Source organism: Brenneria sp. g21c3 (assembly GCF_040240345.1).
In the GTDB taxonomy this organism is placed as follows: domain Bacteria; phylum Pseudomonadota; class Gammaproteobacteria; order Enterobacterales; family Enterobacteriaceae; genus Brenneria.
In genome coordinates, this window is sequence record NZ_JBEIAB010000015.1 from 1 (window position 1) to 22,386 (window position 22,386).

Here is a 22,386-nt window from a genome sequence, read left to right on the forward strand (position 1 = left end):
CATGATCAAACTCTTCAATTTAAGATTTGTTTGATTCGCTAAGTTAATAGCTGTGCTCAAAGAATTAGTAACTGTTCATTCGTAATGAATTTACTGCTAGTCACTCTTCAAGACTTTTTTATATCGTTAGCCGATAGGTCTTGTGAGTGCCCACACAGATTGTCTGATTAAATTGTTAAAGAGCAGTGCCACGTTATCCCGTGGCGCGGGCCGCATATATTATGCAATTCCGCTGTGAAGTCAAGTGATTATTACCTGGCTTCTTACTGTCATCGTCAACGCGTATTCGCCGTTGCCGTGTCAGTGGGAGCGCATTATAGGGACTTCCCGCCGGCTTACAAGCGCTAAATGCAAAAAAATCATCAAGCGCTCAAAAATAAGTCAAAACCCCATTTATAGACTGGGTTTTGTACTAAAAATGGGGATTATCTACACAAAGAAAGAGAAAACGGGAGAAATAGGCTATTTCCCCCGTTTGGTTCTCGTTAAAAAGCGACATTATTGACGAGCAATGATGTTCTCGCCATCAACATCCAGCGTAACCAGTTTGCCTGGGATTAACTTGCCGGACAGAATCTGCTGAGCTAACGGGTTTTCAATCAGTTGCTGAATTGCCCTTTTAAGCGGACGAGCGCCATAAACCGGATCGAACCCAATTTCACCCAACCGTTCCAGCGCGGCATCCGTTATTGTCACCTGGTAGCCGCGCTCTTCAAGGCGCTTGTACAAACGCTGTAGCTGGATCTTGGCGATCGATGCGATGTGTTTTCTTCCCAGTGGATGGAATACCACCACTTCATCGATACGGTTGATAAACTCAGGACGGAAGCTATGACTAACGACTTCAAGCACCATCCCTCTCATCTCTGCATAACTCCGCTCGCCAAAACGCTCCTGAATCAGATCCGATCCCAGGTTCGACGTCATAATCACAACCGTGTTGCGAAAATCGACCGTGCGCCCTTGTCCATCGGTCAAGCGCCCATCATCCAATACCTGCAACAGAATATTGAACACATCTGGATGCGCCTTCTCGATTTCATCCAGCAAAATAACCGAGTAAGGACGGCGGCGGACGGCCTCAGTCAGGTAACCCCCTTCTTCATACCCGACGTATCCCGGGGGCGCGCCCACTAAACGCGACACCGAGTGTTTTTCCATAAACTCAGACATGTCGATTCGCACCATTGCATCGTCACTGTCGAACAGGAAAGAGGCCAGCGTCTTACACAATTCCGTTTTACCCACCCCAGTCGGCCCCAGGAACAGGAACGAACCGATTGGCCGATTAGGATCGGACAGACCGGCACGACTGCGTCGGATAGAGTTCGCCACCGCTTCGACGGCTTCATCCTGTCCGATTACCCGCTGGTGCAGCGCCTCTTCCATTCTTAACAGTTTTTCACGTTCACTTTCCAGCATCCTGGACACGGGAATCCCCGTCCAACGCGCGAGCACTTCGGCAATTTCAGTATCCGTAACGCGGTTACGCAACAGATGCATGGTTTTGCCTTCCAGTTGGGTTGCCGCCGCCAGCTGTTTTTCCAACTCAGGAATTTTACCGTATTGAATTTCGGACATCTGACCCAGGTCACCCTGTCGACGCGCTTGCTCCAGCGATATTTTTGCCTGCTCCAAAGCAGCCTTGATGTTCTGAGTGCCGGTGAGCGAGGCTTTTTCCGCTTTCCACTCTTCTTCCAGTTTGGAGTACGCGCGCTCTTTCTCTTCAAGCTCGGTATTTAGCAGTTCCAAACGTTTTTGGCTGGCTTCATCCGACTCTTTCTTCAGCGCCTGCTGTTCCAGTTTTAACTGAATGATACGGCGGTCGAGACGATCCAATGGCTCAGGTTTCGAGTCAATCTGGATACGAATACTGGAAGCGGCTTCATCAATCAGGTCAATCGCTTTGTCCGGCAGCTTACGATCTGCGATGTAACGATGAGACAAGGTAGCCGCCGCGACAATGGCCGGGTCAGTGATCTGCACATGGTGGTGCAACTCATAACGTTCTTTAAGGCCACGTAAGATGGCAATGGTATCTTCTACCGTAGGTTCAGCGACAAACACCTTCTGGAACCGTCGTTCCAGCGCGGCATCTTTTTCAACATACTGCCGATATTCATCCAGCGTCGTGGCGCCGACGCAATGCAATTCACCGCGGGCCAGGGCCGGTTTCAGCATGTTGCCGGCATCCATGGCGCCGTCAGCTTTCCCGGCGCCCACCATCGTATGAAGTTCATCGATAAACAGGATAACGTTCCCTTCCTGTTTGGATAAATCGGTAAGCACGCCCTTTAGCCGCTCTTCAAATTCGCCACGATATTTAGCGCCGGCAACCAGCGACCCCATATCCAGGGAGAGAACGCGCTTATTTTTTAGACCTTCCGGTACTTCGCCGTTAATAATACGCAGCGCCAAACCTTCGACGATGGCGGTTTTACCGACCCCCGGCTCGCCGATTAAAACAGGGTTATTTTTCGTTCGACGTTGTAATACCTGAATGGTGCGGCGAATTTCTTCATCACGGCCGATGACCGGGTCAAGTTTGCCCTGTTCCGCGCGTTCGGTCAGGTCGATGGTATATTTTTTTAATGCCTGCCTCTGATCCTCAGCGCCTTGATCATTCACTTGTTCTCCTCCTCTGATTTGATCAATTGCTTTGGTAACGCTTTCCTGCGTTGCCCCCGAATTTTTAATCATGTCGCTCAACGTGCTGCGCGAATCCAGCACCGCCAACACAAAAAGTTCAGAGGAAATAAAGGTATCGCCACGCTTTTGAGCCAGCTTGTCGCACACGTTTAAAGTGCGAACCAATTCGCTGGATGGCTGGACATCCCCACCGGTGCCTTCTACCTGAGGTAAACGCGCGATTGCGTGGTCGATCTCATTTTTCAGATGGGGAACGTTGGAGCCAGCCGCTGTCAGCAGCGGGCCGACGGTACCGCCTTCCTGATTAAGTAAAGCACTCATCAGGTGAAGGGGTTCGATAAATTGATGGTCTCGTCCGAGGGCAAGAGATTGGGCATCGGAAAGAGCCAGTTGAAACTTGTTGGTAAGACGATCCAGACGCATAACACCTCCCATGAAACTGGTCAAAACTGCTACTGGAGATCAGATGAGGTCAACCCTCAAGATTTCAAGGTTATTTTGCCAATAGCGATGGGATTAAATTGTTATTTGCCGTGGATCGCCTTAATTCAATAGGTTATATCAGCCAGATTAAACTTGCCATACGGCCCGTCACACCATCACGCCGATAGGAGAAAAATCGCCGCGCATCGCTGACCGTGCAAAACTCGCCGCCAAAGATCTGCGTCACGCCGCCAGCGCGTAAACGTAAACGCGCCAGTTGGTATATATCGGCAAGAAACTTATCACCATTAGGTCTGAATGCCGATATCGCCGTAACGTCATGTTGAATAAAAGCATCCCGGACTTCCGGCCCGACCTCGAATTTTTCCGGGCCGATGGCTGGACCAAGCCACGCCATAACCTGAGAGGGTTCGGCACGAAAGCAGGATAACGTCTCCTCCAATACGCCCGCACACAACCCGCGCCAACCGGCATGCGCCGCGGCGACTTCATCGCCAGCGACGGAGCAAAACAGAACCGGTAAACAGTCGGCGGTCATCACGGCGCAAACCGGCCCCTTGCGATCGGTGTAAACCGCATCCCCGCAGACAGTAGACGGCCGGTCGCCGCCAATACGAATAGTTTGCGTGCCGTGAACCTGTTCCAGCCAATGGGGCATCGAGGGTAAGCCGGCCTCATCCATCAGGAGCTGACGGTTCACCCTCACTTTTTCAGCCTCATCGCCCACATGGTTTCCCAGATTGAGCGCATCATAAGGCGGTAAACTGACGCCGCCGTAACGGGTTGTGCTACATGCCCGGACACACGCCGGGATAGGCCAGTCAGGATGTATCAGCATTATTTAATCACCAATCGAGTTGATCCTGGAACGCTTCCGTATCTGCTTTTAATGCATTAATGAGATCGACCATGTCCTGCGGCAAAGGCGCATGCCATTCCATTTGTATCCCGCTGATTGGATGATATAAACGCAGCATTGTGGCATGCAGCGCCTGCCTATCGAATCCACGCAGCGCGGTAATAAACGCTTCTGAAGCGCCTTTCGGCGGGCGCGGACGTCCGCCGTAAAGTTGATCGCCCACCAGGGGATGATTAATGTGCGACATATGCACACGAATCTGGTGAGTACGTCCGGTTTCCAGACGCAGGCGCAATCTTGTATGCGCGCGGAAGTGCTCCATGATGCGGTAATGCGTGACCGCGGGTTTCCCCATAGGATGAACCGCCATATGCGTGCGTTTGGTCGCATGACGCGCTATCGGTTCCTCTACCATTCCCCCCGCGGTCATGGTGCCGATCGCAACGGCTTCATATTCACGCGTAATTTCACGCGCCTGTAATGACTCGACCAGCCGGGTCTGCGCCGGCACCGTTTTCGCGACCACCATCAATCCCGTGGTGTCTTTGTCCAGACGGTGAACAATCCCCGCCCGCGGCACGTCCGCTATCTCAGGATAGTAATGCAATAACGCATTAAGCACGGTGCCGTCGGGATTGCCGGCGCCAGGGTGAACGACGAATCCTCTGGGTTTATTGATGACCAGAATATCCGGGTCTTCATACACGATATCCAGTGCGATGTCCTGTGCTTCCCAACGCGCATCTTCTTCGATAATTGCATCAATATCAACCAATTCGCCGCCCAGCACCTTCTCTTTTGGCTTATTGATTACATTACCGTTAATCTGTACCCGGTTCTCCAGAATCCACTCTTTTATACGAGATCGTGAATAATCAGGGAACAATTCGGCCAAAGCCTGATCTAAACGTTGTCCGAGTTGGGATTCGGCCACCGTTGCGGTGAGTTGTACTTGTTGTGCCATAGTTGCAGCTTCTTCGTTAACGTTGGGTTTTCACGGCGACGCCGTTTAAAATAATGTACTATTGTAGCTGGTCTAAATCGGGAGCTTAACGGACAGTTTCCCGGAATAACACTCTGAGGATAATCAAAACGTCATGACGCGTATGAAATATCTGGTGGCTGCTGCCACGTTGAGCCTGGCGCTGGTTGGTTGCTCCAACGGTTCCAAAGATGCGGTTCCTGATAGTCCGCCATCGGTACTGTATGCTAATGCTCAGCAAAAATTGCAGGACGGTAACTTTAGAGCAGCCATCACGCAGTTGGAAGCACTGGATAACCGCTATCCATTCGGCCCTTATTCTCAGCAGGTGCAGTTGGATTTAATTTACGCCTACTATAAATCTGCCGAGCTACCTTTGGCCCAGGCCTCCATCGACCGCTTCCTTCGATTAAACCCCACGCATCCAAGTATTGATTATGTCTTGTACATGCGTGGATTGACGGATATGGCTCTCGACGACAGTGCATTGCAGGGATTCTTCGGCGTCGATCGTTCCGATCGCGATCCTCAGTATGCCCGCACTGCTTTCCGAGACTTTACCCGCCTGATTCAGGGCTATCCAAACAGCCAGTATGCGACCGACGCGAATAAACGGCTGGTCTATCTGAAAGAACGTCTGGCCAAATATGAACTTTCAGTCGCGCAATACTACACGAAACGCGGCGCTTATGTGGCGGTAGTTAATCGTGTGGAACAAATGCTGCGTGACTATCCGGATACTCAGGCAACGAAAGATGCTTTACCGTTGATGGAAAATGCTTATCGCGAGCTTCAGTTGGCAGCGCAAGCGGATAAAGTCGCGAAAATCATCGCCGCCAATCCAGCTTAAGACAACCAAACGAAAAATCGCCAAACGGCAGCTTCGGTTGCCGTTCTTTTATGCGGTATGACAGGAAGAGAGGAGGCAATCACAGGCCAGGCGGGGCCACCCATCCATTCAATAATGACATAGCCCTCATCCCCCCTCAAGCACTTCCCGTCGATTCTCGACCTCGCCTCACAAATCATGTTTTTTTGACAAAAAGTGACAAAAAAAAGTGATCATAATCACGATTTTTGTCTTCACTCGCGCTATGCTGAAATTATTCAAGACGGACAAAGGCAGAGAGGTAAGTTATATGACTATCAATATTACCAGTAAACAAATGGATATTACCCCCGCAATACGTCAGCATGTCGAAGACCGTCTTTCAAAACTGGATAAGTGGCAAGCTCACCTGATTAACCCGCACATCATTCTGTCAAAAGAGCCTCAGGGTTTTGTTGCCGACGCGACAATCAGTACGCCGAATGGTCCCTTGGTCGCCACTGCCAAGCATGAAGATATGTATGCCGCTATCAATGAACTTATCGCCAAGCTTGAACGTCAGCTAAACAAAGTTCAGCATAAGGGCGAAGCGCGTCGTGCGGCGGCAAGCGTCAAAGACGCCAACCTGCAAGTTCCGCAAGAAGAGTAACTCATCGCTACTCTTGCTATCTAACGCGCCTTTGGGCGCGTTTTTGTATGGCGGACATTCTTGAAGAGCCAATATAGTGCGCCGCTCAACCATCTTCTCCGGCAATTTTGTATTGACAGAATGAAAAGCCAACGGTTACTGTTTCGTACTCATTTCTTATTTCATACTGGGTCAGCATGACTAACACATCGTTCTTCTTCGTATTCTTTTTCACCTTCCCCTGAATTTGGGAGGCGATTCGTCGTAAGAGTTGGAATACGAAGACGAACAAAAAAGCCTCCTGAAAACAGGGGGCTTTTTTTATGGCGGACTATCCCTGCCTCTGGCGGGCCGTCGCCGGCGACGTTGAAAATCGCGCCCGGCGATTATTATCAGGACAAAAACAGGTAACAATACCATGACCGATAACCCACTACTGGTTCTGCGTGAACGCATCAGTGAACTGGATTTAAAATTACTGCAATTACTGGCAGAAAGGCGGGAACTGGCGCTTGAGGTTGCACGCAGTAAATTACTGTCTCATCGCCCTATCCGAGATAAAGAACGCGAGCGGGATTTATTGGATAAGCTCACGACCATCGGGAAAAAATATCATCTGGATGGTCACTACATTACCCGTTTATTCCAGATTATTATCGAAGACTCGGTGCTGACGCAACAGGCGCTATTGCAGCATCACCTCAATCAGACCAGCATTCATTCCGCGCGAGTTGCCTTTCTTGGGCCAAAAGGCTCATATTCACACCTGGCGGCCCGCCAGTACGCCGCCCGGCATTTTGAGCAACTCGTTGAGTGCGGTTGCCAGAAATTCCAGGATATTTTCAATATGGTGGAAACCGGTCAGGCTGACTATGCCGTATTACCGATTGAAAATACCAGTTCAGGATCCATTAACGACGTCTATGACCTGTTACAACACACCGGGTTATCCATCATCGGCGAACTGTCGAATCCGATTAATCACTGCGTTTTAGTGGCTACCGATACCAGCCTGGATCAAATAGAAACGGTGTATAGCCACCCTCAACCATTCCAGCAGTGCAGTCATTTCATCAATCGCTACCCTAACTGGAAAATTGAATATTGTGAAAGTACCGCCGCAGCAATGGAAAAGGTGGCTGCGCTCAACTCCCCCAAAGCCGCGGCGCTGGGCAGTGAAGCAGGCGGAATGCTGTATCAACTGAAGGTGCTGGAACACAACCTGGCCAACCAATCCCAAAACATTACCCGCTTTATTGTGCTTGCCCGTAAGCCCATTGAGGTTTCTGAGCAGGTTCCGGCAAAAACCACGCTGATTATGGCCACAGGGCAACAGTCCGGGGCGCTGGTTGAAGCGCTGCTGGTGCTGCGCGAGCACGGCATCATTATGACGAAGCTGGAATCCCGACCGATTAACGGTAATCCCTGGGAGGAAATGTTCTACATTGATGTACAGGCGAACTTGCGCAGCGATGCGATGAAAAAAGCCCTAAAAGAGTTAGCGGAGATTACGCGTTCATTGAAAGTTTTAGGCTGCTACCCCAGTGAAAACGTCGTTCCCGCAGACGTCGCCGAGTAAAAAAAGCCATCCCGGCTAACGGCCGGGATGGCTGAATGTGAAGATGATGAATCGCCTGCGCGGCGCTTATTGGCGGATGTCGTTGGCCTGACGTAATAACGTCCGGCTTTCGGCCTGGAATCGACCCGCATAGTCGCCAAACCAGTGCTCAACTTTTTTGAAGCTATTGATAAACTCCGCTTTATCGCCCTGTTCCAGTAGCTCGATAGCCTCGCCAAAGCGTTTATAATAACGCTTAATCAACGCCAGATTATTCTCGGAAGACATAATGATATCCGCATACAGTTGCGGATCCTGAGCAAACAGCCGTCCTACCATTATCAATTCCAGACGATAAATCGGCGATGACAACGCCAGCAGCTGTTCGATCTGCACGTTCTCTTCCGCTAAATGCAGGCCATAGGCGAAAGTGGCAAAATGGCGCAGCGCCTGAATAAACATCATATTCTGATCGTGCTCCACCGCGCTAATACGATGTAGCCGCGCGCCCCATACCTGAATCTGCTCCAACAGCCATTGATAGGATTCTGGCTGACGGCCATCGCAATAGACCACCACCTGTTTCGCCAAACTGCCGCTGTCCGGCCCAAACATCGGATGCAGCCCAAGCACCGGTCCGTTGTGCGCCGCCAGCATGGCCTGCAAAGGCGCATTTTTCACCGAGGCTAAATCCACCAAAATACAATCGTCAGGCAGCTTAGGCAGACGGGCGATAACCTGCTCAGTCAGATGAATCGGTACGCTGACGATCACCATACCGGCGTCAGCCAGCAGGGTTTCCGCCTGCGGCCAGTCCTCTTGTTCCAGGATCTTGACCTGATAGCCCGACAGCGTCAGCATTTTTTCAAACAACGACCCCATTTGCCCACGCCCCCCCACAATCACTATCGAGCGGAGTTGCGGACATAGCGTTTTAAATCCCTTCTCATTCTCACTGGAATAGGACTCGCGCATAACCCGGCGCAGGATATCCTCAATCAGGTCGGGCGGCACGCCTAATTGGGCCGCCTCTTTACGGCGCAAACTGAGCATTGTTGATTCACGATCTGGCACATAGATAGGCAAGCCGTAACGGCTTTTGACCTCACCTACTTCCGCCACCAAACGCAACCGGCGTGACAATAGCGTTAACAGCTCTTTATCTACCTCATCTATCTGATCACGCAATGCGGTCAGTTCAGCTACCATTACTGTTACTCTCCTGAAAGTTTTACCCGCTCTGCGCCGATTTCCTGATGAACGGAACGCAGTAGCGTTTCTGTATTTTCCCAACTGATGCAGGCATCCGTTACCGATACGCCATAGCGCATTTTCGAACGCGGCTGTTCTGATGGCTGGCTGCCTTCATTAAGATGACTTTCCAGCATCAGGCCGATAATAGATTGGTTGCCTGCCTTAATCTGCTCGACTGCCGACTCGACCACGATAGGTTGCCGACGGTAATCTTTATTTGAGTTGCCATGGCTACAATCTATCATCAGGGAGGGTTTCAGTCCCGCCTCAAGCATCTGTTTTTCACATTCTGCAACATCTTGCGCACTGTAGTTCGGCTTTTTACCGCCGCGCAAAATAACGTGACCATCGGCATTTCCCTGCGTGTGCAACAGGCAAACCTGTCCGGACTGGTTGATTCCCATAAAACGGTGCGGCATAGACGCAGCCCTCATCGCATTAATTGCCGTTCCAAGGCTGCCGTCCGTACCATTTTTAAAACCGACGGGCATTGACAAACCAGACGCCATTTCCCGGTGCGTTTGTGACTCCGTGGTGCGGGCGCCAATTGCCGACCAACTGAACAGATCGCCCAGATACTGCGGATTATTGGGATCCAGCGCTTCAGTCGCCAGCGGCAACCCCATATTGACCAGTTTGAGGAGTAATTCACGAGCGATATGCAACCCGGCTTCCACATCGCAGGAACCATCCATGTGGGGATCGTTGATTAACCCTTTCCAGCCGACCGTGGTGCGTGGTTTTTCAAAATAGACCCGCATAACGATATACAGCCGATCGCTCAACTCGGCAGAGAGGGATTGCAAACGACGACCGTATTCCAAAGCCGCATCGGTATCGTGGATGGAACAGGGGCCGCACACAATCAGTAAACGGCGATCGCGTCCATGAATGATATCGGCAATCGTTTCGCGCGCGCGGGCAATCGCTTTTTGTTCGTCATCACTCAGAGGAAATTTGGCTTTTAACTCATCTGGGGTGATAAGCACTTGTTCTTCAACAATATTGATATTATTAAGCGAATCTTTTTGCATGTTCATATATTCCTGATAAATCCTGTATGACGTGATAGATGAATGCGCTCTATGCATTATGGCTACACCATATCACGAACCGTAAATTTTTCAATCCATAGATGTAAACTAAATTTACCACCACACAAAAACATCTGAAAGAGAGTCCCCTGCTCTTTACTGCTGTTTTTCATCATTCCAATCCCTAACCTGAATAATGCTAGAATCAGCGGAATATAAAGGGGGTTACGATGCTGAAAGCCATCATCATTGATGACGAACTACCCGCTCGTGAAGAGCTTGCCTTACTGCTGGAAAATGAACCTGACATAACGATCCTGGCCCAATGCGGCAACGCGCTGGAGGCGATACCGGCCATTCATCGCTTGCAACCTGACGTGATTTTTCTGGATATCCAGATGCCGAAAATCAGCGGACTGGAATTAGCCGCAATGCTGGATCCGGAAAACATGCCGTATGTCGTGTTTGTCACTGCCTATGATGAATATGCCGTGCGCGCGTTTGAAGAACATGCGTTCGACTATCTGCTAAAGCCACTGGACTCGCAGCGACTCGGCAAAACGCTGACGCGTTTACGTCGAGGTACAAGTGTAAATAAAAATATACAGCTAATTACCGAACCCTACCTGCGCCACATTCCATGCAACGGCCATAACCGCATTTTTTTACTTAAGGTCGATGAAGTGGAATATCTCAGCGCTGAACTGAGCGGAGTACATGTTGTTGGGATAAATGAGTCAGGCTATACGCAGCTTTCTCTGAAAACGCTGGAAGAAAAAACGCCTTTCGTCCGCTGCCATAGGAAATATATGGTCAATACGGAGCTACTGAAAGAAATTAAGCTCCTGGAGAACGGTGCGGCGGAAGTGCTCACCAACACGGGAAAACATATTCCTGTCAGCCGACGCTATCTGAAATTATTAAAAGAAAAATTAGGCATCGTATAAAAATAGTGTGATTTTTATGATAATGCCCACACTGACGAAAGGTCTCATTATGAAATGCAGTTACGTCCTGGCTGTAATTCTTATTATCGCAGGGTGCCAAAATAACGTCTCTACGCCAATGGCCAGTGGAGAAAAAGACTTCTGGTATGAGGCCGGTTACCAGGACGCCGTGTCGGGCATGGTCGTCAAAGATAATAGCGTGCTGGAGGAGTGGTTCGGCAATCCGCAGGTCGATCGCGAGTCCTATTTGCGTGGATACGGCGCGGGACAGGCGAATTTTTGCCGAATCGACAACATGCGTGCGTGGGGGAAATCCGGCAAAAGTTTCCCCGCCAGTTGTGATGGCGTTGCCGAGGCCGAGAGCCTGAAAAATCAATGGCAACAGAGTGTCGAGTAATCCTCTGCCCCGTCATATCCGACCGCACACGCTCTGGCACAATTTCAGAAACCGCTGAATGCCATTGTAATTTCAATATGAGATAATAACGAAGGTAAAACAACCAGCGGAATAGTTAATTACTAACGGAGTAGTAACATGTCAAAAACCAATCAGCCCGGCGGCGCAACCCCTCACGCCGAACTGTTATCTCACCAAGATTCCTCTTTTGACCACCATGATGCCCTGATGGAATCCGCCAGAGACAGGATCCGTCAGTCAGGCGATCTTCCCGCCGCGTCCATTGAACAGCAACTCGCCATCCTGGAAGAGCTTGCCACCTTCGAACTGGGACGCTTTTTATTGCAGCATAATGGATTGAATGCCTACTGGACGCATCATCTGGTGACATACCGCGACGATGGATCCGCTGCCAATTTCAGCGGCCAGCTTGAGGCGCTTATTCACCAGCAGTTGCCTAGCGTACTGGCGACCCGTGAACGGTTCGGCATTTTCCGGCAGCAGTTGCAGCAGTTATTACGTCCCGGTATCGTTATGGCATCCGTTCCCTGCGGATTTATGGGCGATCTGATGCTGCTCGATTATAGCCATCATCAGGATGTCAGCTTAATCGGGGTCGATCTGGATCAGCAGGCGCTGGAAGGCGCACGACAACTGGCGGTTCAACGGGGTCTTGAAAAACAGTTATCGCTCTATTGCCATGATGCCTGGTCACTCAATCTGGGAACCCACGTCGATGTATTAACCAGCAATGGACTGAATATTTACCAACCCGATGACGAACGCGTGACTGCATTATATTGTGCGTTTTTTGATGGATTGAAGCCCGGAGGTACGCTGGTGACCAGTTTCCTGACGCCGCCGCCGGCGCTGTCAGCAGACTCGCCCTGGCGAGAGGCCGACCCAACCCTGCTGGCGTTTCAGCAGTTGCTTTTCTCGCGTATCCTCAATGCGAAATGGACATCTTTTCGCACCCACGCGCAAACGAAGTTCCAATTGAGAAAGGCAGGATTCAGCGACATAGAGTTTATCAACGATCGCATGCACATGTTCCCCACGGTCGTCGCGCGCAAACCTCGCTAAGTATTCAATCTCGTCACATAAAAAAGGGCTTAGCCATCGGCTAAACCCTTTATTTGTAACAACTTTCGGATGTTGCGAAAGCGCTATCTTAGTTAAGACGCTCTTTAATACGGGCAGACTTACCAGTGCGTTCACGCAGATAGTACAATTTGGCTTTACGTACGGCGCCACGACGTTTAACAGTAATGCTGTCCACTACTGGAGAATGTGTCTGGAAAACACGTTCTACACCTTCGCCGTTGGAAATCTTGCGAACAGTGAATGCAGAATGCAGACCGCGGTTACGAATAGCGATAACCACGCCCTCGAATGCCTGCAGACGTTTTTTGCTACCTTCAACAACCCATACCTTCACTTCTACGGTATCACCCGGACGAAATGCAGGTACGTCCTGCTTCATCTGTTCTTGTTCAATTTGCTTAATAATGTTGCTCATAATATGTCTCTTACCCTAGGTAAACTGATATCTGGGTTCGTCTGGTCATGCCAGAACGACCACCTAATACTTTTGTTGCTCAGACTGATATTCCTTCTGGAACTCAGCCAGCAACGTTGCTTGCTCGTCAGTCAGAGCTAGGCTTTTCAGAAGTTCAGGTCTTCTAAGCCAGGTTCGGCCCAGCGACTGCTTCAAACGCCAGCGGCGTATTTCAGCATGGTTGCCTGACAGTAAAACTGGCGGGACATCCATACCGGCCAACACTTCAGGACGAGTGAAATGAGGACAATCCAACAACCCATCAGCGAAAGAATCTTCTTCTGCTGAGGCCTGATGACCCAGAACACCCGGTATAAACCGGGAAACGGAGTCAATCAGGGTCATTGCCGGGAGCTCCCCGCCGCTGAGAACGTAATCGCCGATTGACCATTCTTCGTCAATTTCGGTTTTAATTACGCGCTCATCGATTCCCTCGTACCGACCACAAACCAGGATCATTTTCTGATTCGTCGCGAGTTGGCGCACGCCTTCCTGATCTAATTTACGACCCTGAGGCGATAAATAAATCACTTTGGCACCTTCGCCTGCCGCTTCTTTTGCCGCATGAATCGCATCCCGCAAGGGTTGCACCATCATCAGCATACCGGGACCGCCGCCATAAGGGCGATCGTCCACGGTGCGATGCCGATCGTAAGCGAAGTCTCTCGGACTCCAGTACTGTACGTTCAACAGGCCATTTTTAACTGCCCGGCCAGTGACTCCGTAGTCAGTAATTGCGCGGAACATCTCTGGAAACAGGCTAATAACCCCAATCCACATAGTCTCGTTCCACTTCGTACTACCGGTCAATTCAGAGTTCAAAAACCAGGATCCCAATCTACTTCAATAGTTTGAGCAGAAAGGTCAACATGCTTGACAACCTGTTCAGAGAGGAACGGAACCAACCGCTCCTTGACCCCAAAGGCATCTTTCAGGTTAGCCCTTACCACCATCACGTCATTTGAACCGGTTTCCATCATATCGATGACTTTCCCCAGTTGATAACCTGCTACGGTCACGACCTGACAGCCAATAAGATCTTTCCAGTAATAATCACCTTCATCCAGCGCGGGCAACTGCGACGAATCGACGTTAATCTCGCAATTAGTCAGTAGATTTGCCGCATCACGATCGTCAACACCTTGGATCTTGATGATCAGATCCTGATTGTGATGTTTCCAGCTTTCAATCTCGACAAGCTGCCAACCACTTTTTGTCTGGATAAACCAAGGTTGATAATCAAAAATGCTCTCGGCATCTTCGGTGGATGAAAACACTCTGAGCCAACCTCGGATGCCATAAGTAGACCCCATCTTACCCAAGATAATCGGGTTAGCGGGCCCCGTCGGGCTGAGTTGCTTGCTCATTGTCACCACCGCAACAGATTATGCTGCTTTTTTAGCGTCTTTGATCAGCGAAGTTACGCGATCAGAAACAGTTGCGCCCAGACCGACCCAATGTTCGATACGATCCAGATCCAAACGCAGCGCTTCTGCCTGACCGGTTGCGATCGGGTTGAAGAAGCCTACGCGCTCAATGAAGCGACCATCGCGCGCATTGCGGCTATCGGTCACGACAACTTGATAAAACGGGCGTTTTTTAGCGCCGCCACGTGCCAAACGAATTGTTACCATAACATCCTCTTTAGTGAATAAAACAACCGGGCCCCATCGAGGAACGGGGCCCAGTGTCATATAAAAAGCCCCAAAATTTTACTCATTTTGGCGCAAAAAGCAATCTAAAGCGTATAAGCTTGCGAGACTTTGTCTATTCGCCGGGTTTTCCGCGCTTAACGTCCCGGAAATCCTGGCGGCATCATACCTTTCATGCCACGCATCATTTTCGCCAGACCGCCATTTTTCATTTTCTTCATCATCCGTTGCATATCATCGAACTGTTTGAGCAGTCGATTGACATCCTGAACCTGCATCCCCGACCCCATCGCGATTCGACGTTTGCGCGAACCTTTAATGATTTCAGGTTTTGCCCGCTCTTTATGCGTCATGGAGTTAATAATCGCTTCCATACGCACCAGAACTTTGTCATCCATCTGCGACTTAACATTATCGGGCAACTGGCCCATACCCGGCATCTTGCTCATCATGCTGGCCATACCGCCCATGTTGCGCATCTGCTTCAACTGTTCCAGAAAATCGGTCAGATCGAAGCCGTCGCCTTTTTTCAGCTTCTTGGCCAGTTTCTCAGCCTGCGTGCGGTCAACCTTGCTTTCAATATCCTCGATAAGGGAAATCACATCTCCCATGCCAAGAATACGGGAAGCCACGCGCTCGGGATAAAATGGCTCAAGCGCTTCCGTTTTTTCGCCTACGCCGAGGAATTTGATTGGTTTGCCGGTAATATGGCGGATAGACAACGCCGCGCCGCCGCGGGCGTCGCCGTCAATTTTGGTCAGGATCACGCCGGTCAACGGCAGCGCTTCATTAAAGGCTTTGGCCGTATTCGCCGCATCCTGCCCGGTCATGGCGTCAACGACAAACAGGGTTTCCACCGGATTAATCGCCGCGTGAACCTGTTTGATTTCGTCCATCATGGCCTCATCGACATGAAGACGACCGGCGGTATCGACCAACAACACATCATAGAATTTCAGCTTGGCGTGCTGAAGCGCCCGATTGACGATATCGAGCGGCTTTTCCTGGGCGTCTGAGGGGAAAAAATCGACCCCGACGCTTTGCGCCAGCGTTTCCAACTGTTTGATGGCCGCCGGCCGATAGACGTCGGCAGAAACCACCAGTACTTTTTTCTTTTGTTTTTCTTTAAGAAACTTGCCCAACTTACCAATGCTGGTGGTTTTACCCGCCCCTTGCAAACCGGCCATCAACACCACGGCCGGCGGTTGAGCGGCAAGGTTCAGCTCCGCGTTAACCTCGCCCATGGCGCTGACCAGTTCATTTTTAACGATCTTGACGAACTCTTGCCCTGGGGTCAGGCTCTTATTGACTTCGTGGCCGACAGCCCGCTCTTTTACCCGGTTAATAAAATCCCGCACCACGGGTAAGGCGACGTCAGCTTCGAGTAACGCCATACGAACTTCACGCAGCGTTTCTTTTATATTGTCTTCAGTCAACCGCCCGCGGCCGCTGATATTGCGCAATGTGCGCGATAGTCGATCGGTTAAATTTTCAAACATATCTCATGCTCAATGTAAGACAAAGCCGCTACCGCGACGCGAATGGAACGGATTATAACACGAAAGCCGCGGCGATCTCTGCGCCGCGGATGGAGAACAGTTGGTGCCTATCACGACTAACGCTATACTGACTGCTCACTTTACTCAGTTGATAGTTAATAACCTACTCGTATGTCTGTTTTCGCTATTGTCGCTTTGGTCGCCTACACACTAAGCCTTGGACTGATTATTCCCGGTCTGCTGCGCAAGAACAGTGCATATCGTCGGCTGGCAATACTTTCGGCCAGCGTTGCGCTTATCTGTCATGCGGTAGCGCTTTATCAACGTATTTTTGATGTCCAGGCCGGACAAAATCTCAGCCTGTTGAATATCGGCTCCCTTGTCAGCCTGATTATCTGCACCGTGATGACCATCGTGGCTTCACGCAATCGCGGATGGTTCCTGCTGCCCATTGTGTATACTTTTGCGCTCATCAACCTGGCGTTTGCCAGCTTTATGCCTGGCGAATTCATTACGCATCTGGAAACGACGCCGGGGCTGTTGTTCCATATCGGCCTGGCGCTATTCTCCTATGCGACGCTGATCATCGCCGCGCTCTATGCGCTACAGCTGGTATGGCTCGATTATTTGTTAAAAAATAAAAAGCTGCGCTTTACTGCCGATATGCCGCCGTTGATGAGCATCGAGCGTAAGATGTTCCACATCACCCAGGTTGGCGTGGTCCTTCTGACCCTGACGCTGTGTACGGGGTTGTTCTATATGGATGACCTGATCAACAACAAAGAGAATCTGCACAAGGCAATCTTTTCGTTGTTTGCCTGGTTCATCTATATCCTGCTGCTGTGGGGACACTACCACGAAGGGTGGCGCGGACGCCGCGTGGTCTGGTTCAGCCTGGTTGGCGCGCTGCTACTGACATTGTCCTACTTCGGCAGCCGGGTGATACAGCATTTCGTGGCCGCCTGACGACGGTCTAGCATCAGATAAAAAAGAGAGCCGTAACAGCTCTCTTTTTTATTTTGCCGATCAGATATGTAGTTCCGACAGCTTCTCTTTCGGCAACGCCAGTTCATCATTATGGTTGATGCCGATATCGCGATCCAGAATATGCCGGGCAATCTCCTGGGCTTCGGCCAGCGAATGCAGTTCATACGAACCGCACTGATATTCGTTAAGCTCAGGGATTTTACGCTGGTCGGTCACTTTCAGCACATCGGCCATAGCGGCTTTCCAGGCATCGGCGACACGCTGCTCATCAGGCGTGCCGATTAAGCTCATATAGAAGCCGGTACGACAGCCCATTGGGGAAATATCAACGATCTCTACGCCATCGCCATTCAGATGATTGCGCATAAAACCGGCAAACAAATGCTCCAGCGTATGAATCCCTCGTTCCGGCATCACTTCGATATTCGGGCGGCAAAAACGCAGGTCAAATACCGTGATTGTATCGCCATGAGGGGTTTTCATGGTTTTGGCAACCCGGACAGCGGGCGCAGCCATACGAGTATGATCTACAGTAAAACTATCTAGTAATGGCATCAGGCCACCTCCTCATAGAAAAAATTCATTTTTTCTCATTTCCGGGAACTTTTCTTTTTCATGCAAGTCTGAATACTTGAAAGACGCGCATTTATCATCATCATCCCTATTCGAGATGTTCATTTGGCCACATTGATATGTGGCCTTTTCTTTTTTATTGCGCCGCCAGGTACGCTTCAAAACTTATCTTATCATCTGCTTCGATCTGCCGCTGACGTCGCCATGAGCGTTCACTTTCCGCCGCCAGCTGTTCTTCTGTCAATACCTGCAACGGTTCATCGCACAGCATCTTACGATATTCTTCCGCCAGATGAAGTCCGACCCCGCGATTACCGCCCTCTTTCATCAAGTTCAGCAAGCGACCAGAGAAGGTGCTTTCCGGATCGTCAAAACCAATAATCAGTTCATCGCAAACCTGCTGATAATAGGGCTGAGCGTTGCCGTTATCCAAAACTTCCGCAACTCGACGTAAATCGTTAAACAATGATTTCCCGACCTTGGCAATAGCATGCTGCGCTGTTTCACAGCCCATGCCGATCGTCTGCCCCGGTTTACGGCCTTCCAGTATCACCCGATTCCAGTTTTTGCGCGTGCATAACAGTTCATCCGCACTCATCTCCGGCGCGTCCGCCAATGCGCACCAGATCAGGAATAAATCGAGGAAACGCACCTGACTGGCATCAACCCCGGTAGGCGAGAAAGGATTGATATCCAGCGAACGCACTTCAATATATTCAATCCCGCCGCGCAGCAAGGCGTCAGAGGGCGATTCACCGGCCCGGGTCACACGTTTCGGCCTGATTGGCGCATAAAGCTCATTCTCAATCTGCAATACGTTGGTGTTTAATTGCAGGTAGCGCCCCGCTTTCTTCATCCCAATCTTCGCATACTCTTCCGAAGGGGTTTTGATCGCCTGTTTCAGCGCCGCCACATAGGTGTTCAAATCGTTAAACGTAATGCCCAAATTGCTTTGTGACTTATTAGTGTAGCCGAGATCGCTCAGGCGCAGAGATGTTGCATAGGGCAGATAGCACAATCCCTTCTCGGTACGTTCAAATGGCAACGACGTTTCGGCGCCTTGCAGGAAGGAAGAACAAATAGCGGGTGACGCGCCGAACAAATACGGAATGACCCAGCCAAAGCGGTAGTAATTTCGGATCAGGCGAAAATATCCGGCGGAAACTTCCGCTTTACCGCTTTCCATATCGCTGACGCCGGCTCGGGCTTGCCAGAATGACACCGGCAATGAAAAGTTATAGTGTACGCCGGAAATCGTCTGCATCAGCGCGCCATAGCGATTCTTCAGCCCTTCACGATAAAGGGTTTTAAACCGCCCGATATTGGATGAGCCATATTGCGCCAGTTCGATATCTTGTTCATTAGCGATAAAGCACGGCATACTCAATGGCCACATCAGTTCGTCGCCCAAATTACGAGCGACGTGACGATGAATATCGCGCAAAAATGCCAGCAGATGATCGACATCTTTATCGACCGGCGTAATGAACTCTAACAATGCTTCAGCAAAATCCGTGGTAATCCATGGATGTGTTAATGCCGCACCTAATTTCTCTGGATGACTGGTTGCGGCAAGCTGTCCATCTGCCATAACGCGCAAAGTTTCGCGTTCAATTCCACGCTGGATACCGTTCACTGCCTGAGGATTATTTTCCAGCCAGGAAAGAGCCTGTGATATATCCGGGATCAAATCGACCTCCCGATGTTAAATGTAATGTTTGTAAGCATAATTGAAACTTGATGAACCGCACCAGACCTCATTTTCCGGTTAAGACCACCATGCGATGCCTTGTAAGGTTATCCCTGTCAGGACGATATAGCGCAGCGCTTTGCCAATACAAATAAAAATCGCCGAGCTCATCCAAGGCATGCGTAACCAACCCGCCAATACACACAACAAATCGCCAACTACCGGAACCCAGCTAAATAACAATGCAGCCGAACCGTAACGCTGCAACCAGCGTACAGCCAGACCATATCCCATCTGTTGTTTTGGTTGAGGTAGCAAGCGCCCTATTAAAACATTGGTTAATCCGCCCAGGGTATTCCCCACCGTTGCGACCATAATCAGCAAAAAGGGTCTGGCGCTTTCAGAAACCAACAAAGAAACCAGCACGACTTCCGAACTGCCGGGCAACAACGTCGCACTCAGTAGGCTACTCCAGAAGAGAGAAAAAGCGGCCCATAACTCACTCACCGTTTACGAACATCGACCACGGCCATTTTTGCCCTTACGGCAGCTTCAATGCCATAATCCGCATCTTCAAATACCACGCAGTTTTCCGGCGCGACGGCGATCAATTCGGCGCAACGTAAAAAGGTATCGGGAAAAGGCTTATGATTATCTACGTCATCCGCCCCTACGATTGCATCAAAATAATCGCGTAAACCAAGGTGGTTCAGGAGCTTGTCAGCCAGACCATGGGTACTCCCGGTGCCAACCGCCATCGGACGGCGTCCCCGATAGTCTTTAACGATATCGATCAACGGCAACGGTTTTACCGTATCCAACAACATCTCCTCCACCACCGCCGCTTTTTCGGCCGCCAGTTGGTAGGGGTCGATATCAACCTGATGACGACTAATAATAGCCTGAGCAATTCGCCAGGTGGGCGAACCGTTAAGCGCGGTCATCGCAGCGGCATCATAGTTAACCCCATATCCCGCCAGCACTTGCTGCCATGCTTTCTGATGCGTGGGTTCCGTATCGAGGATGGTGCCGTCCATATCAAAGATCAGCCCTTGATAGCGATCGTACATCATGACTCCATGATCACTGAAAAAAGAGAGATCTACTTTAGCGTAAAGTGAAAACATTGTCGCTCACTCAATAACCATATAAGAATCATGCCATTAGCCGTGCAGATAATAGTTTTGCCGCACGAATGCCGTGAACGCCACGCGGCATCACGCAAAATAGGGAGTTAATAACACAGGTAAGTGTAATACACACAAGCCGGTAGGCCGGACAGATGGCGCAGGATATGCGGACGCTTGAAATGTTTAAGCGATGTACAACAAGATTAACGCAGAAGAAAAATGTAACCGTTCGATACAGAAGTGAAAAAAGGAAAAAGAAGATATAGACCAGACGAGGCGTGCTGCTGTTCCGATTAAAGATGGTGCATCCGGGAGGATTCGAACCTCCGACCGCTCGGTTCGTAGCCGAGTACTCTATCCAGCTGAGCTACGGATGCATCGGAATGAAAACGTCTGTTTAGTGAATCAGCGCATGGCGGTTAAGCCAGATAACCCAAGGTATTCAAGAATGGTGCATCCGGGAGGATTCGAACCTCCGACCGCTCGGTTCGTAGCCGAGTACTCTATCCAGCTGAGCTACGGATGCATTAATAATTCTTTGTATAGCGTAGTGTTTGCTTGTCACTATCGGCATCAGGGATACCGTTTATTACCTGCCATTTATAATATGGTGCATCCGGGAGGATGACTCGGCAAAGCCTCGCCCTTCGGGCCGTTGCTAAAGCGACGTTATCCTCCCTCGTCATGATATGCCGCTAAAAGCGAAACAAACCAGACTGGGTTGCTGCCATTCCAACTTAGTATGGTGCATCCGGGAGGATTCGAACCTCCGACCGCTCGGTTCGTAGCCGAGTACTCTATCCAGCTGAGCTACGGATGCAAAATAAATGGCGGTGAGGGAGGGATTCGAACCCTCGATGCAGCTTTTGACCGCATACTCCCTTAGCAGGGGAGCGCCTTCAGCCTCTCGGCCACCTCACCAAACCTTACCTGCGATTGTCATCAGATGTTTCTTGCTGACCCTCACCGGTACTGCGTGGCGCACATATTACTTTCCCGGTCTTATAAGTCAAATACTTTTTCCCAAGTTATGTTTATTTGCGCAATTCGCACCCAAGACGAGCAGATTCACAGCAAAAAGGGTATTTTATCAACAGAAAAACAGACGCTTATCTTGTCGTAAGAAAAGATAATCAAAAGCGCCAGGGCGTGTTGATAAACATGCGAAGAGGGAAAAACACGGGAAAGCGACAATAGCGTCTCGTTTCCGCGAGACGCTTTGTCAATCAATAGGATGTCGGTTGCGATTTTTCTGCCTGAATTCGCTGATAGATTTCTTCACGGTGGACAGAAACATCTTTAGGAGCGTTAACACCAATACGCACCTGATTGCCTTTTACCCCTAGTACGGTAACCGTTACCTCATCGCCGATCATGAGGGTTTCGCCAACTCGACGAGTCAAAATAAGCATTCTTTGCTCCTTGAAAGATTATAAAGAGTCGGGTCTCTCTGTCTCCCCGTCATCATCCATCATGTGCCGTGAAAACGTAAACCTAGATGGAGGATATCACCCTCGCCATCTCACTCATAGTTTGTCGCTACTGTTAGTTTAGTCGATATAAGTAGCTTGTGCCTTTGTTATCACAACAAGACTTGCAAGCCGATTCAACTTCCTAACATCGAAAGTAGCCTCGTATTCATCTTGCTTGCCGGAAGCCTTTTCGGCAAGACAAAAACGCCAAAACCAATGAAGTTATGGCGTTTTGTTAGGATAA

Annotated in this window: 22 protein-coding genes, 4 tRNA genes and 1 other annotated feature; of the genes, 7 read left to right on the forward strand and 19 right to left on the reverse strand. The window is 50.1% G+C overall.

Features of this window, described 5'->3' with window-relative positions; translation table 11 throughout:
* Positions 1 to 498: 498 nt before the first annotated feature.
* The 3 genes from clpB to rluD form a co-directional block, all read right to left on the reverse strand.
* The gene (gene clpB, locus ABRZ28_RS18370; protein ID WP_330521086.1) at positions 499 to 3,072 is read right to left on the reverse strand and encodes an ATP-dependent chaperone ClpB; all 2,574 of its coding nucleotides are present in this window, start codon (positions 3,070 to 3,072) and stop codon (positions 499 to 501) included.
* A gap of 133 nt (positions 3,073 to 3,205) precedes the next feature.
* The gene (yfiH, locus tag ABRZ28_RS18375) at positions 3,206 to 3,931 is read right to left on the reverse strand and encodes a purine nucleoside phosphorylase YfiH (RefSeq protein WP_319605558.1); all 726 of its coding nucleotides are present in this window, start codon (positions 3,929 to 3,931) and stop codon (positions 3,206 to 3,208) included.
* A 7-nt stretch (positions 3,932 to 3,938) separates the two neighbouring features.
* On the reverse strand, positions 3,939 to 4,916 hold the full coding sequence (gene rluD / locus ABRZ28_RS18380; protein ID WP_330521088.1) for a 23S rRNA pseudouridine(1911/1915/1917) synthase RluD: 978 nt from the start codon (positions 4,914 to 4,916) through the stop codon (positions 3,939 to 3,941).
* Between the two features lie 133 nt (positions 4,917 to 5,049).
* Here rluD and bamD point away from each other — a divergent pair, with 133 nt between their 5' ends.
* The 3 genes from bamD to pheA all read left to right on the forward strand — a co-directional run bounded on the left by bamD (position 5,050) and on the right by pheA (position 7,970).
* Positions 5,050 to 5,784 carry an outer membrane protein assembly factor BamD gene (gene bamD / locus ABRZ28_RS18385; protein WP_319605556.1) on the forward strand — a complete coding sequence of 245 codons (735 nt, stop codon included), beginning with the start codon at positions 5,050 to 5,052 and terminating at the stop codon, positions 5,782 to 5,784.
* Between the two features lie 289 nt (positions 5,785 to 6,073).
* Complete coding sequence (gene raiA / locus ABRZ28_RS18390; protein ID WP_319605555.1) at positions 6,074 to 6,412, forward strand: ribosome-associated translation inhibitor RaiA; 339 nt, start codon at positions 6,074 to 6,076, stop codon at positions 6,410 to 6,412.
* A gap of 175 nt (positions 6,413 to 6,587) precedes the next feature.
* Positions 6,588 to 6,716, forward strand: a sequence feature (Phe leader region).
* A gap of 93 nt (positions 6,717 to 6,809) precedes the next feature.
* Positions 6,810 to 7,970: a bifunctional chorismate mutase/prephenate dehydratase gene (pheA, locus tag ABRZ28_RS18395; protein WP_330521089.1), complete on the forward strand. Its 1,161-nt coding sequence runs from the start codon at positions 6,810 to 6,812 to the stop codon at positions 7,968 to 7,970.
* Between the two features lie 66 nt (positions 7,971 to 8,036).
* On the opposite strand, the gene tyrA is transcribed toward pheA, so the two are convergent.
* Together tyrA and ABRZ28_RS18405 are read right to left on the reverse strand one after the other, a co-directional pair.
* Positions 8,037 to 9,158, reverse strand: a complete 1,122-nt coding sequence (gene tyrA / locus ABRZ28_RS18400) for a bifunctional chorismate mutase/prephenate dehydrogenase (RefSeq protein ID WP_319605553.1) — start codon at positions 9,156 to 9,158, stop codon at positions 8,037 to 8,039.
* Positions 9,159 to 9,163: 5 nt separating this feature from the next.
* A complete protein-coding gene (locus tag ABRZ28_RS18405; RefSeq protein WP_319605552.1) occupies positions 9,164 to 10,237 on the reverse strand; it encodes a 3-deoxy-7-phosphoheptulonate synthase in 1,074 nt (357 codons plus the stop codon).
* Between the two features lie 230 nt (positions 10,238 to 10,467).
* Here ABRZ28_RS18405 and btsR point away from each other — a divergent pair, with 230 nt between their 5' ends.
* The 3 genes from btsR to ABRZ28_RS18420 all read left to right on the forward strand — a co-directional run bounded on the left by btsR (position 10,468) and on the right by ABRZ28_RS18420 (position 12,664).
* A complete protein-coding gene (gene btsR, locus ABRZ28_RS18410; protein ID WP_319605551.1) occupies positions 10,468 to 11,184 on the forward strand; it encodes a two-component system response regulator BtsR in 717 nt (238 codons plus the stop codon).
* Between the two features lie 49 nt (positions 11,185 to 11,233).
* Positions 11,234 to 11,581, forward strand: a complete 348-nt coding sequence (locus ABRZ28_RS18415; RefSeq protein ID WP_330521091.1) for a DUF2799 domain-containing protein — start codon at positions 11,234 to 11,236, stop codon at positions 11,579 to 11,581.
* 138 nt (positions 11,582 to 11,719) lie between these two features.
* The gene (locus ABRZ28_RS18420) at positions 11,720 to 12,664 is read left to right on the forward strand and encodes an SAM-dependent methyltransferase (RefSeq protein WP_319605549.1); all 945 of its coding nucleotides are present in this window, start codon (positions 11,720 to 11,722) and stop codon (positions 12,662 to 12,664) included.
* Positions 12,665 to 12,752: 88 nt separating this feature from the next.
* Here ABRZ28_RS18420 and rplS read toward each other — a convergent pair whose 3' ends face one another.
* The 5 genes from rplS to ffh all read right to left on the reverse strand — a co-directional run bounded on the left by rplS (position 12,753) and on the right by ffh (position 16,290).
* A complete protein-coding gene (gene rplS, locus ABRZ28_RS18425; RefSeq protein WP_048637765.1) occupies positions 12,753 to 13,100 on the reverse strand; it encodes a 50S ribosomal protein L19 in 348 nt (115 codons plus the stop codon).
* A gap of 63 nt (positions 13,101 to 13,163) precedes the next feature.
* A complete protein-coding gene (trmD, locus tag ABRZ28_RS18430; RefSeq protein ID WP_319605548.1) occupies positions 13,164 to 13,919 on the reverse strand; it encodes a tRNA (guanosine(37)-N1)-methyltransferase TrmD in 756 nt (251 codons plus the stop codon).
* Positions 13,920 to 13,957: 38 nt separating this feature from the next.
* Positions 13,958 to 14,506 (reverse strand): ribosome maturation factor RimM, encoded by a 549-nt coding sequence (gene rimM / locus ABRZ28_RS18435; RefSeq protein ID WP_330521092.1) that lies wholly within the window; start codon positions 14,504 to 14,506, stop codon positions 13,958 to 13,960.
* An 18-nt stretch (positions 14,507 to 14,524) separates the two neighbouring features.
* On the reverse strand, positions 14,525 to 14,773 hold the full coding sequence (rpsP, locus tag ABRZ28_RS18440; RefSeq protein WP_048637762.1) for a 30S ribosomal protein S16: 249 nt from the start codon (positions 14,771 to 14,773) through the stop codon (positions 14,525 to 14,527).
* Positions 14,774 to 14,928: 155 nt separating this feature from the next.
* Complete coding sequence (ffh, locus tag ABRZ28_RS18445; protein ID WP_319605546.1) at positions 14,929 to 16,290, reverse strand: signal recognition particle protein; 1,362 nt, start codon at positions 16,288 to 16,290, stop codon at positions 14,929 to 14,931.
* 171 nt (positions 16,291 to 16,461) lie between these two features.
* Here ffh and ABRZ28_RS18450 point away from each other — a divergent pair, with 171 nt between their 5' ends.
* The gene (locus ABRZ28_RS18450) at positions 16,462 to 17,256 is read left to right on the forward strand and encodes a cytochrome C assembly family protein (protein WP_319605545.1); all 795 of its coding nucleotides are present in this window, start codon (positions 16,462 to 16,464) and stop codon (positions 17,254 to 17,256) included.
* A 60-nt stretch (positions 17,257 to 17,316) separates the two neighbouring features.
* On the opposite strand, the gene luxS is transcribed toward ABRZ28_RS18450, so the two are convergent.
* From luxS to csrA, 9 genes are all read right to left on the reverse strand, one after another.
* The gene (gene luxS, locus ABRZ28_RS18455) at positions 17,317 to 17,832 is read right to left on the reverse strand and encodes an S-ribosylhomocysteine lyase (RefSeq protein ID WP_330521093.1); all 516 of its coding nucleotides are present in this window, start codon (positions 17,830 to 17,832) and stop codon (positions 17,317 to 17,319) included.
* Between the two features lie 154 nt (positions 17,833 to 17,986).
* The gene (gene gshA, locus ABRZ28_RS18460; RefSeq protein ID WP_330521094.1) at positions 17,987 to 19,540 is read right to left on the reverse strand and encodes a glutamate--cysteine ligase; all 1,554 of its coding nucleotides are present in this window, start codon (positions 19,538 to 19,540) and stop codon (positions 17,987 to 17,989) included.
* 78 nt (positions 19,541 to 19,618) lie between these two features.
* Positions 19,619 to 20,047 (reverse strand): YqaA family protein, encoded by a 429-nt coding sequence (locus ABRZ28_RS18465; protein WP_319605542.1) that lies wholly within the window; start codon positions 20,045 to 20,047, stop codon positions 19,619 to 19,621.
* Positions 20,044 to 20,610 carry a fructose-1-phosphate/6-phosphogluconate phosphatase gene (yqaB, locus tag ABRZ28_RS18470; RefSeq protein ID WP_319605563.1) on the reverse strand — a complete coding sequence of 189 codons (567 nt, stop codon included), beginning with the start codon at positions 20,608 to 20,610 and terminating at the stop codon, positions 20,044 to 20,046. Before yqaB ends, ABRZ28_RS18465 begins: the two co-directional genes overlap by 4 nt.
* A 360-nt stretch (positions 20,611 to 20,970) precedes the next feature.
* Positions 20,971 to 21,047: transfer RNA gene (locus ABRZ28_RS18475), tRNA-Arg, on the reverse strand.
* Between the two features lie 72 nt (positions 21,048 to 21,119).
* Positions 21,120 to 21,196: transfer RNA gene (locus tag ABRZ28_RS18480), tRNA-Arg, on the reverse strand.
* Positions 21,197 to 21,413: 217 nt separating this feature from the next.
* A tRNA-Arg gene (locus tag ABRZ28_RS18485) sits at positions 21,414 to 21,490 on the reverse strand.
* Between the two features lie 8 nt (positions 21,491 to 21,498).
* A tRNA-Ser gene (locus ABRZ28_RS18490) sits at positions 21,499 to 21,591 on the reverse strand.
* Positions 21,592 to 21,896: 305 nt separating this feature from the next.
* Positions 21,897 to 22,082, reverse strand: coding sequence for a carbon storage regulator CsrA (csrA, locus tag ABRZ28_RS18495; RefSeq protein ID WP_048637755.1), 186 nt, complete (start codon positions 22,080 to 22,082; stop codon positions 21,897 to 21,899).
* Positions 22,083 to 22,386: the final 304 nt, after the last annotated feature.

Coding starts and splice junctions, on each gene's coding strand:
- rplS (WP_048637765.1), bottom strand. CDS start 13,100: ATGAGCAACATTATTAAGCAAATTGAACAAGAACAGATGAAGCAGGAC.
- ABRZ28_RS18450 (WP_319605545.1), top strand. CDS start 16,462: ATGTCTGTTTTCGCTATTGTCGCTTTGGTCGCCTACACACTAAGCCTT.
- clpB (WP_330521086.1), bottom strand. CDS start 3,072: ATGCGTCTGGATCGTCTTACCAACAAGTTTCAACTGGCTCTTTCCGAT.
- rpsP (WP_048637762.1), bottom strand. CDS start 14,773: ATGGTAACAATTCGTTTGGCACGTGGCGGCGCTAAAAAACGCCCGTTT.
- ABRZ28_RS18420 (WP_319605549.1), top strand. CDS start 11,720: ATGTCAAAAACCAATCAGCCCGGCGGCGCAACCCCTCACGCCGAACTG.
- ABRZ28_RS18415 (WP_330521091.1), top strand. CDS start 11,234: ATGAAATGCAGTTACGTCCTGGCTGTAATTCTTATTATCGCAGGGTGC.
- pheA (WP_330521089.1), top strand. CDS start 6,810: ATGACCGATAACCCACTACTGGTTCTGCGTGAACGCATCAGTGAACTG.
- rluD (WP_330521088.1), bottom strand. CDS start 4,916: ATGGCACAACAAGTACAACTCACCGCAACGGTGGCCGAATCCCAACTC.
- rimM (WP_330521092.1), bottom strand. CDS start 14,506: ATGAGCAAGCAACTCAGCCCGACGGGGCCCGCTAACCCGATTATCTTG.
- ABRZ28_RS18405 (WP_319605552.1), bottom strand. CDS start 10,237: ATGCAAAAAGATTCGCTTAATAATATCAATATTGTTGAAGAACAAGTG.
- tyrA (WP_319605553.1), bottom strand. CDS start 9,158: ATGGTAGCTGAACTGACCGCATTGCGTGATCAGATAGATGAGGTAGAT.
- luxS (WP_330521093.1), bottom strand. CDS start 17,832: ATGCCATTACTAGATAGTTTTACTGTAGATCATACTCGTATGGCTGCG.
- yqaB (WP_319605563.1), bottom strand. CDS start 20,610: ATGTACGATCGCTATCAAGGGCTGATCTTTGATATGGACGGCACCATC.
- yfiH (WP_319605558.1), bottom strand. CDS start 3,931: ATGCTGATACATCCTGACTGGCCTATCCCGGCGTGTGTCCGGGCATGT.
- bamD (WP_319605556.1), top strand. CDS start 5,050: ATGACGCGTATGAAATATCTGGTGGCTGCTGCCACGTTGAGCCTGGCG.
- ffh (WP_319605546.1), bottom strand. CDS start 16,290: ATGTTTGAAAATTTAACCGATCGACTATCGCGCACATTGCGCAATATC.
- btsR (WP_319605551.1), top strand. CDS start 10,468: ATGCTGAAAGCCATCATCATTGATGACGAACTACCCGCTCGTGAAGAG.
- raiA (WP_319605555.1), top strand. CDS start 6,074: ATGACTATCAATATTACCAGTAAACAAATGGATATTACCCCCGCAATA.
- csrA (WP_048637755.1), bottom strand. CDS start 22,082: ATGCTTATTTTGACTCGTCGAGTTGGCGAAACCCTCATGATCGGCGAT.
- trmD (WP_319605548.1), bottom strand. CDS start 13,919: ATGTGGATTGGGGTTATTAGCCTGTTTCCAGAGATGTTCCGCGCAATT.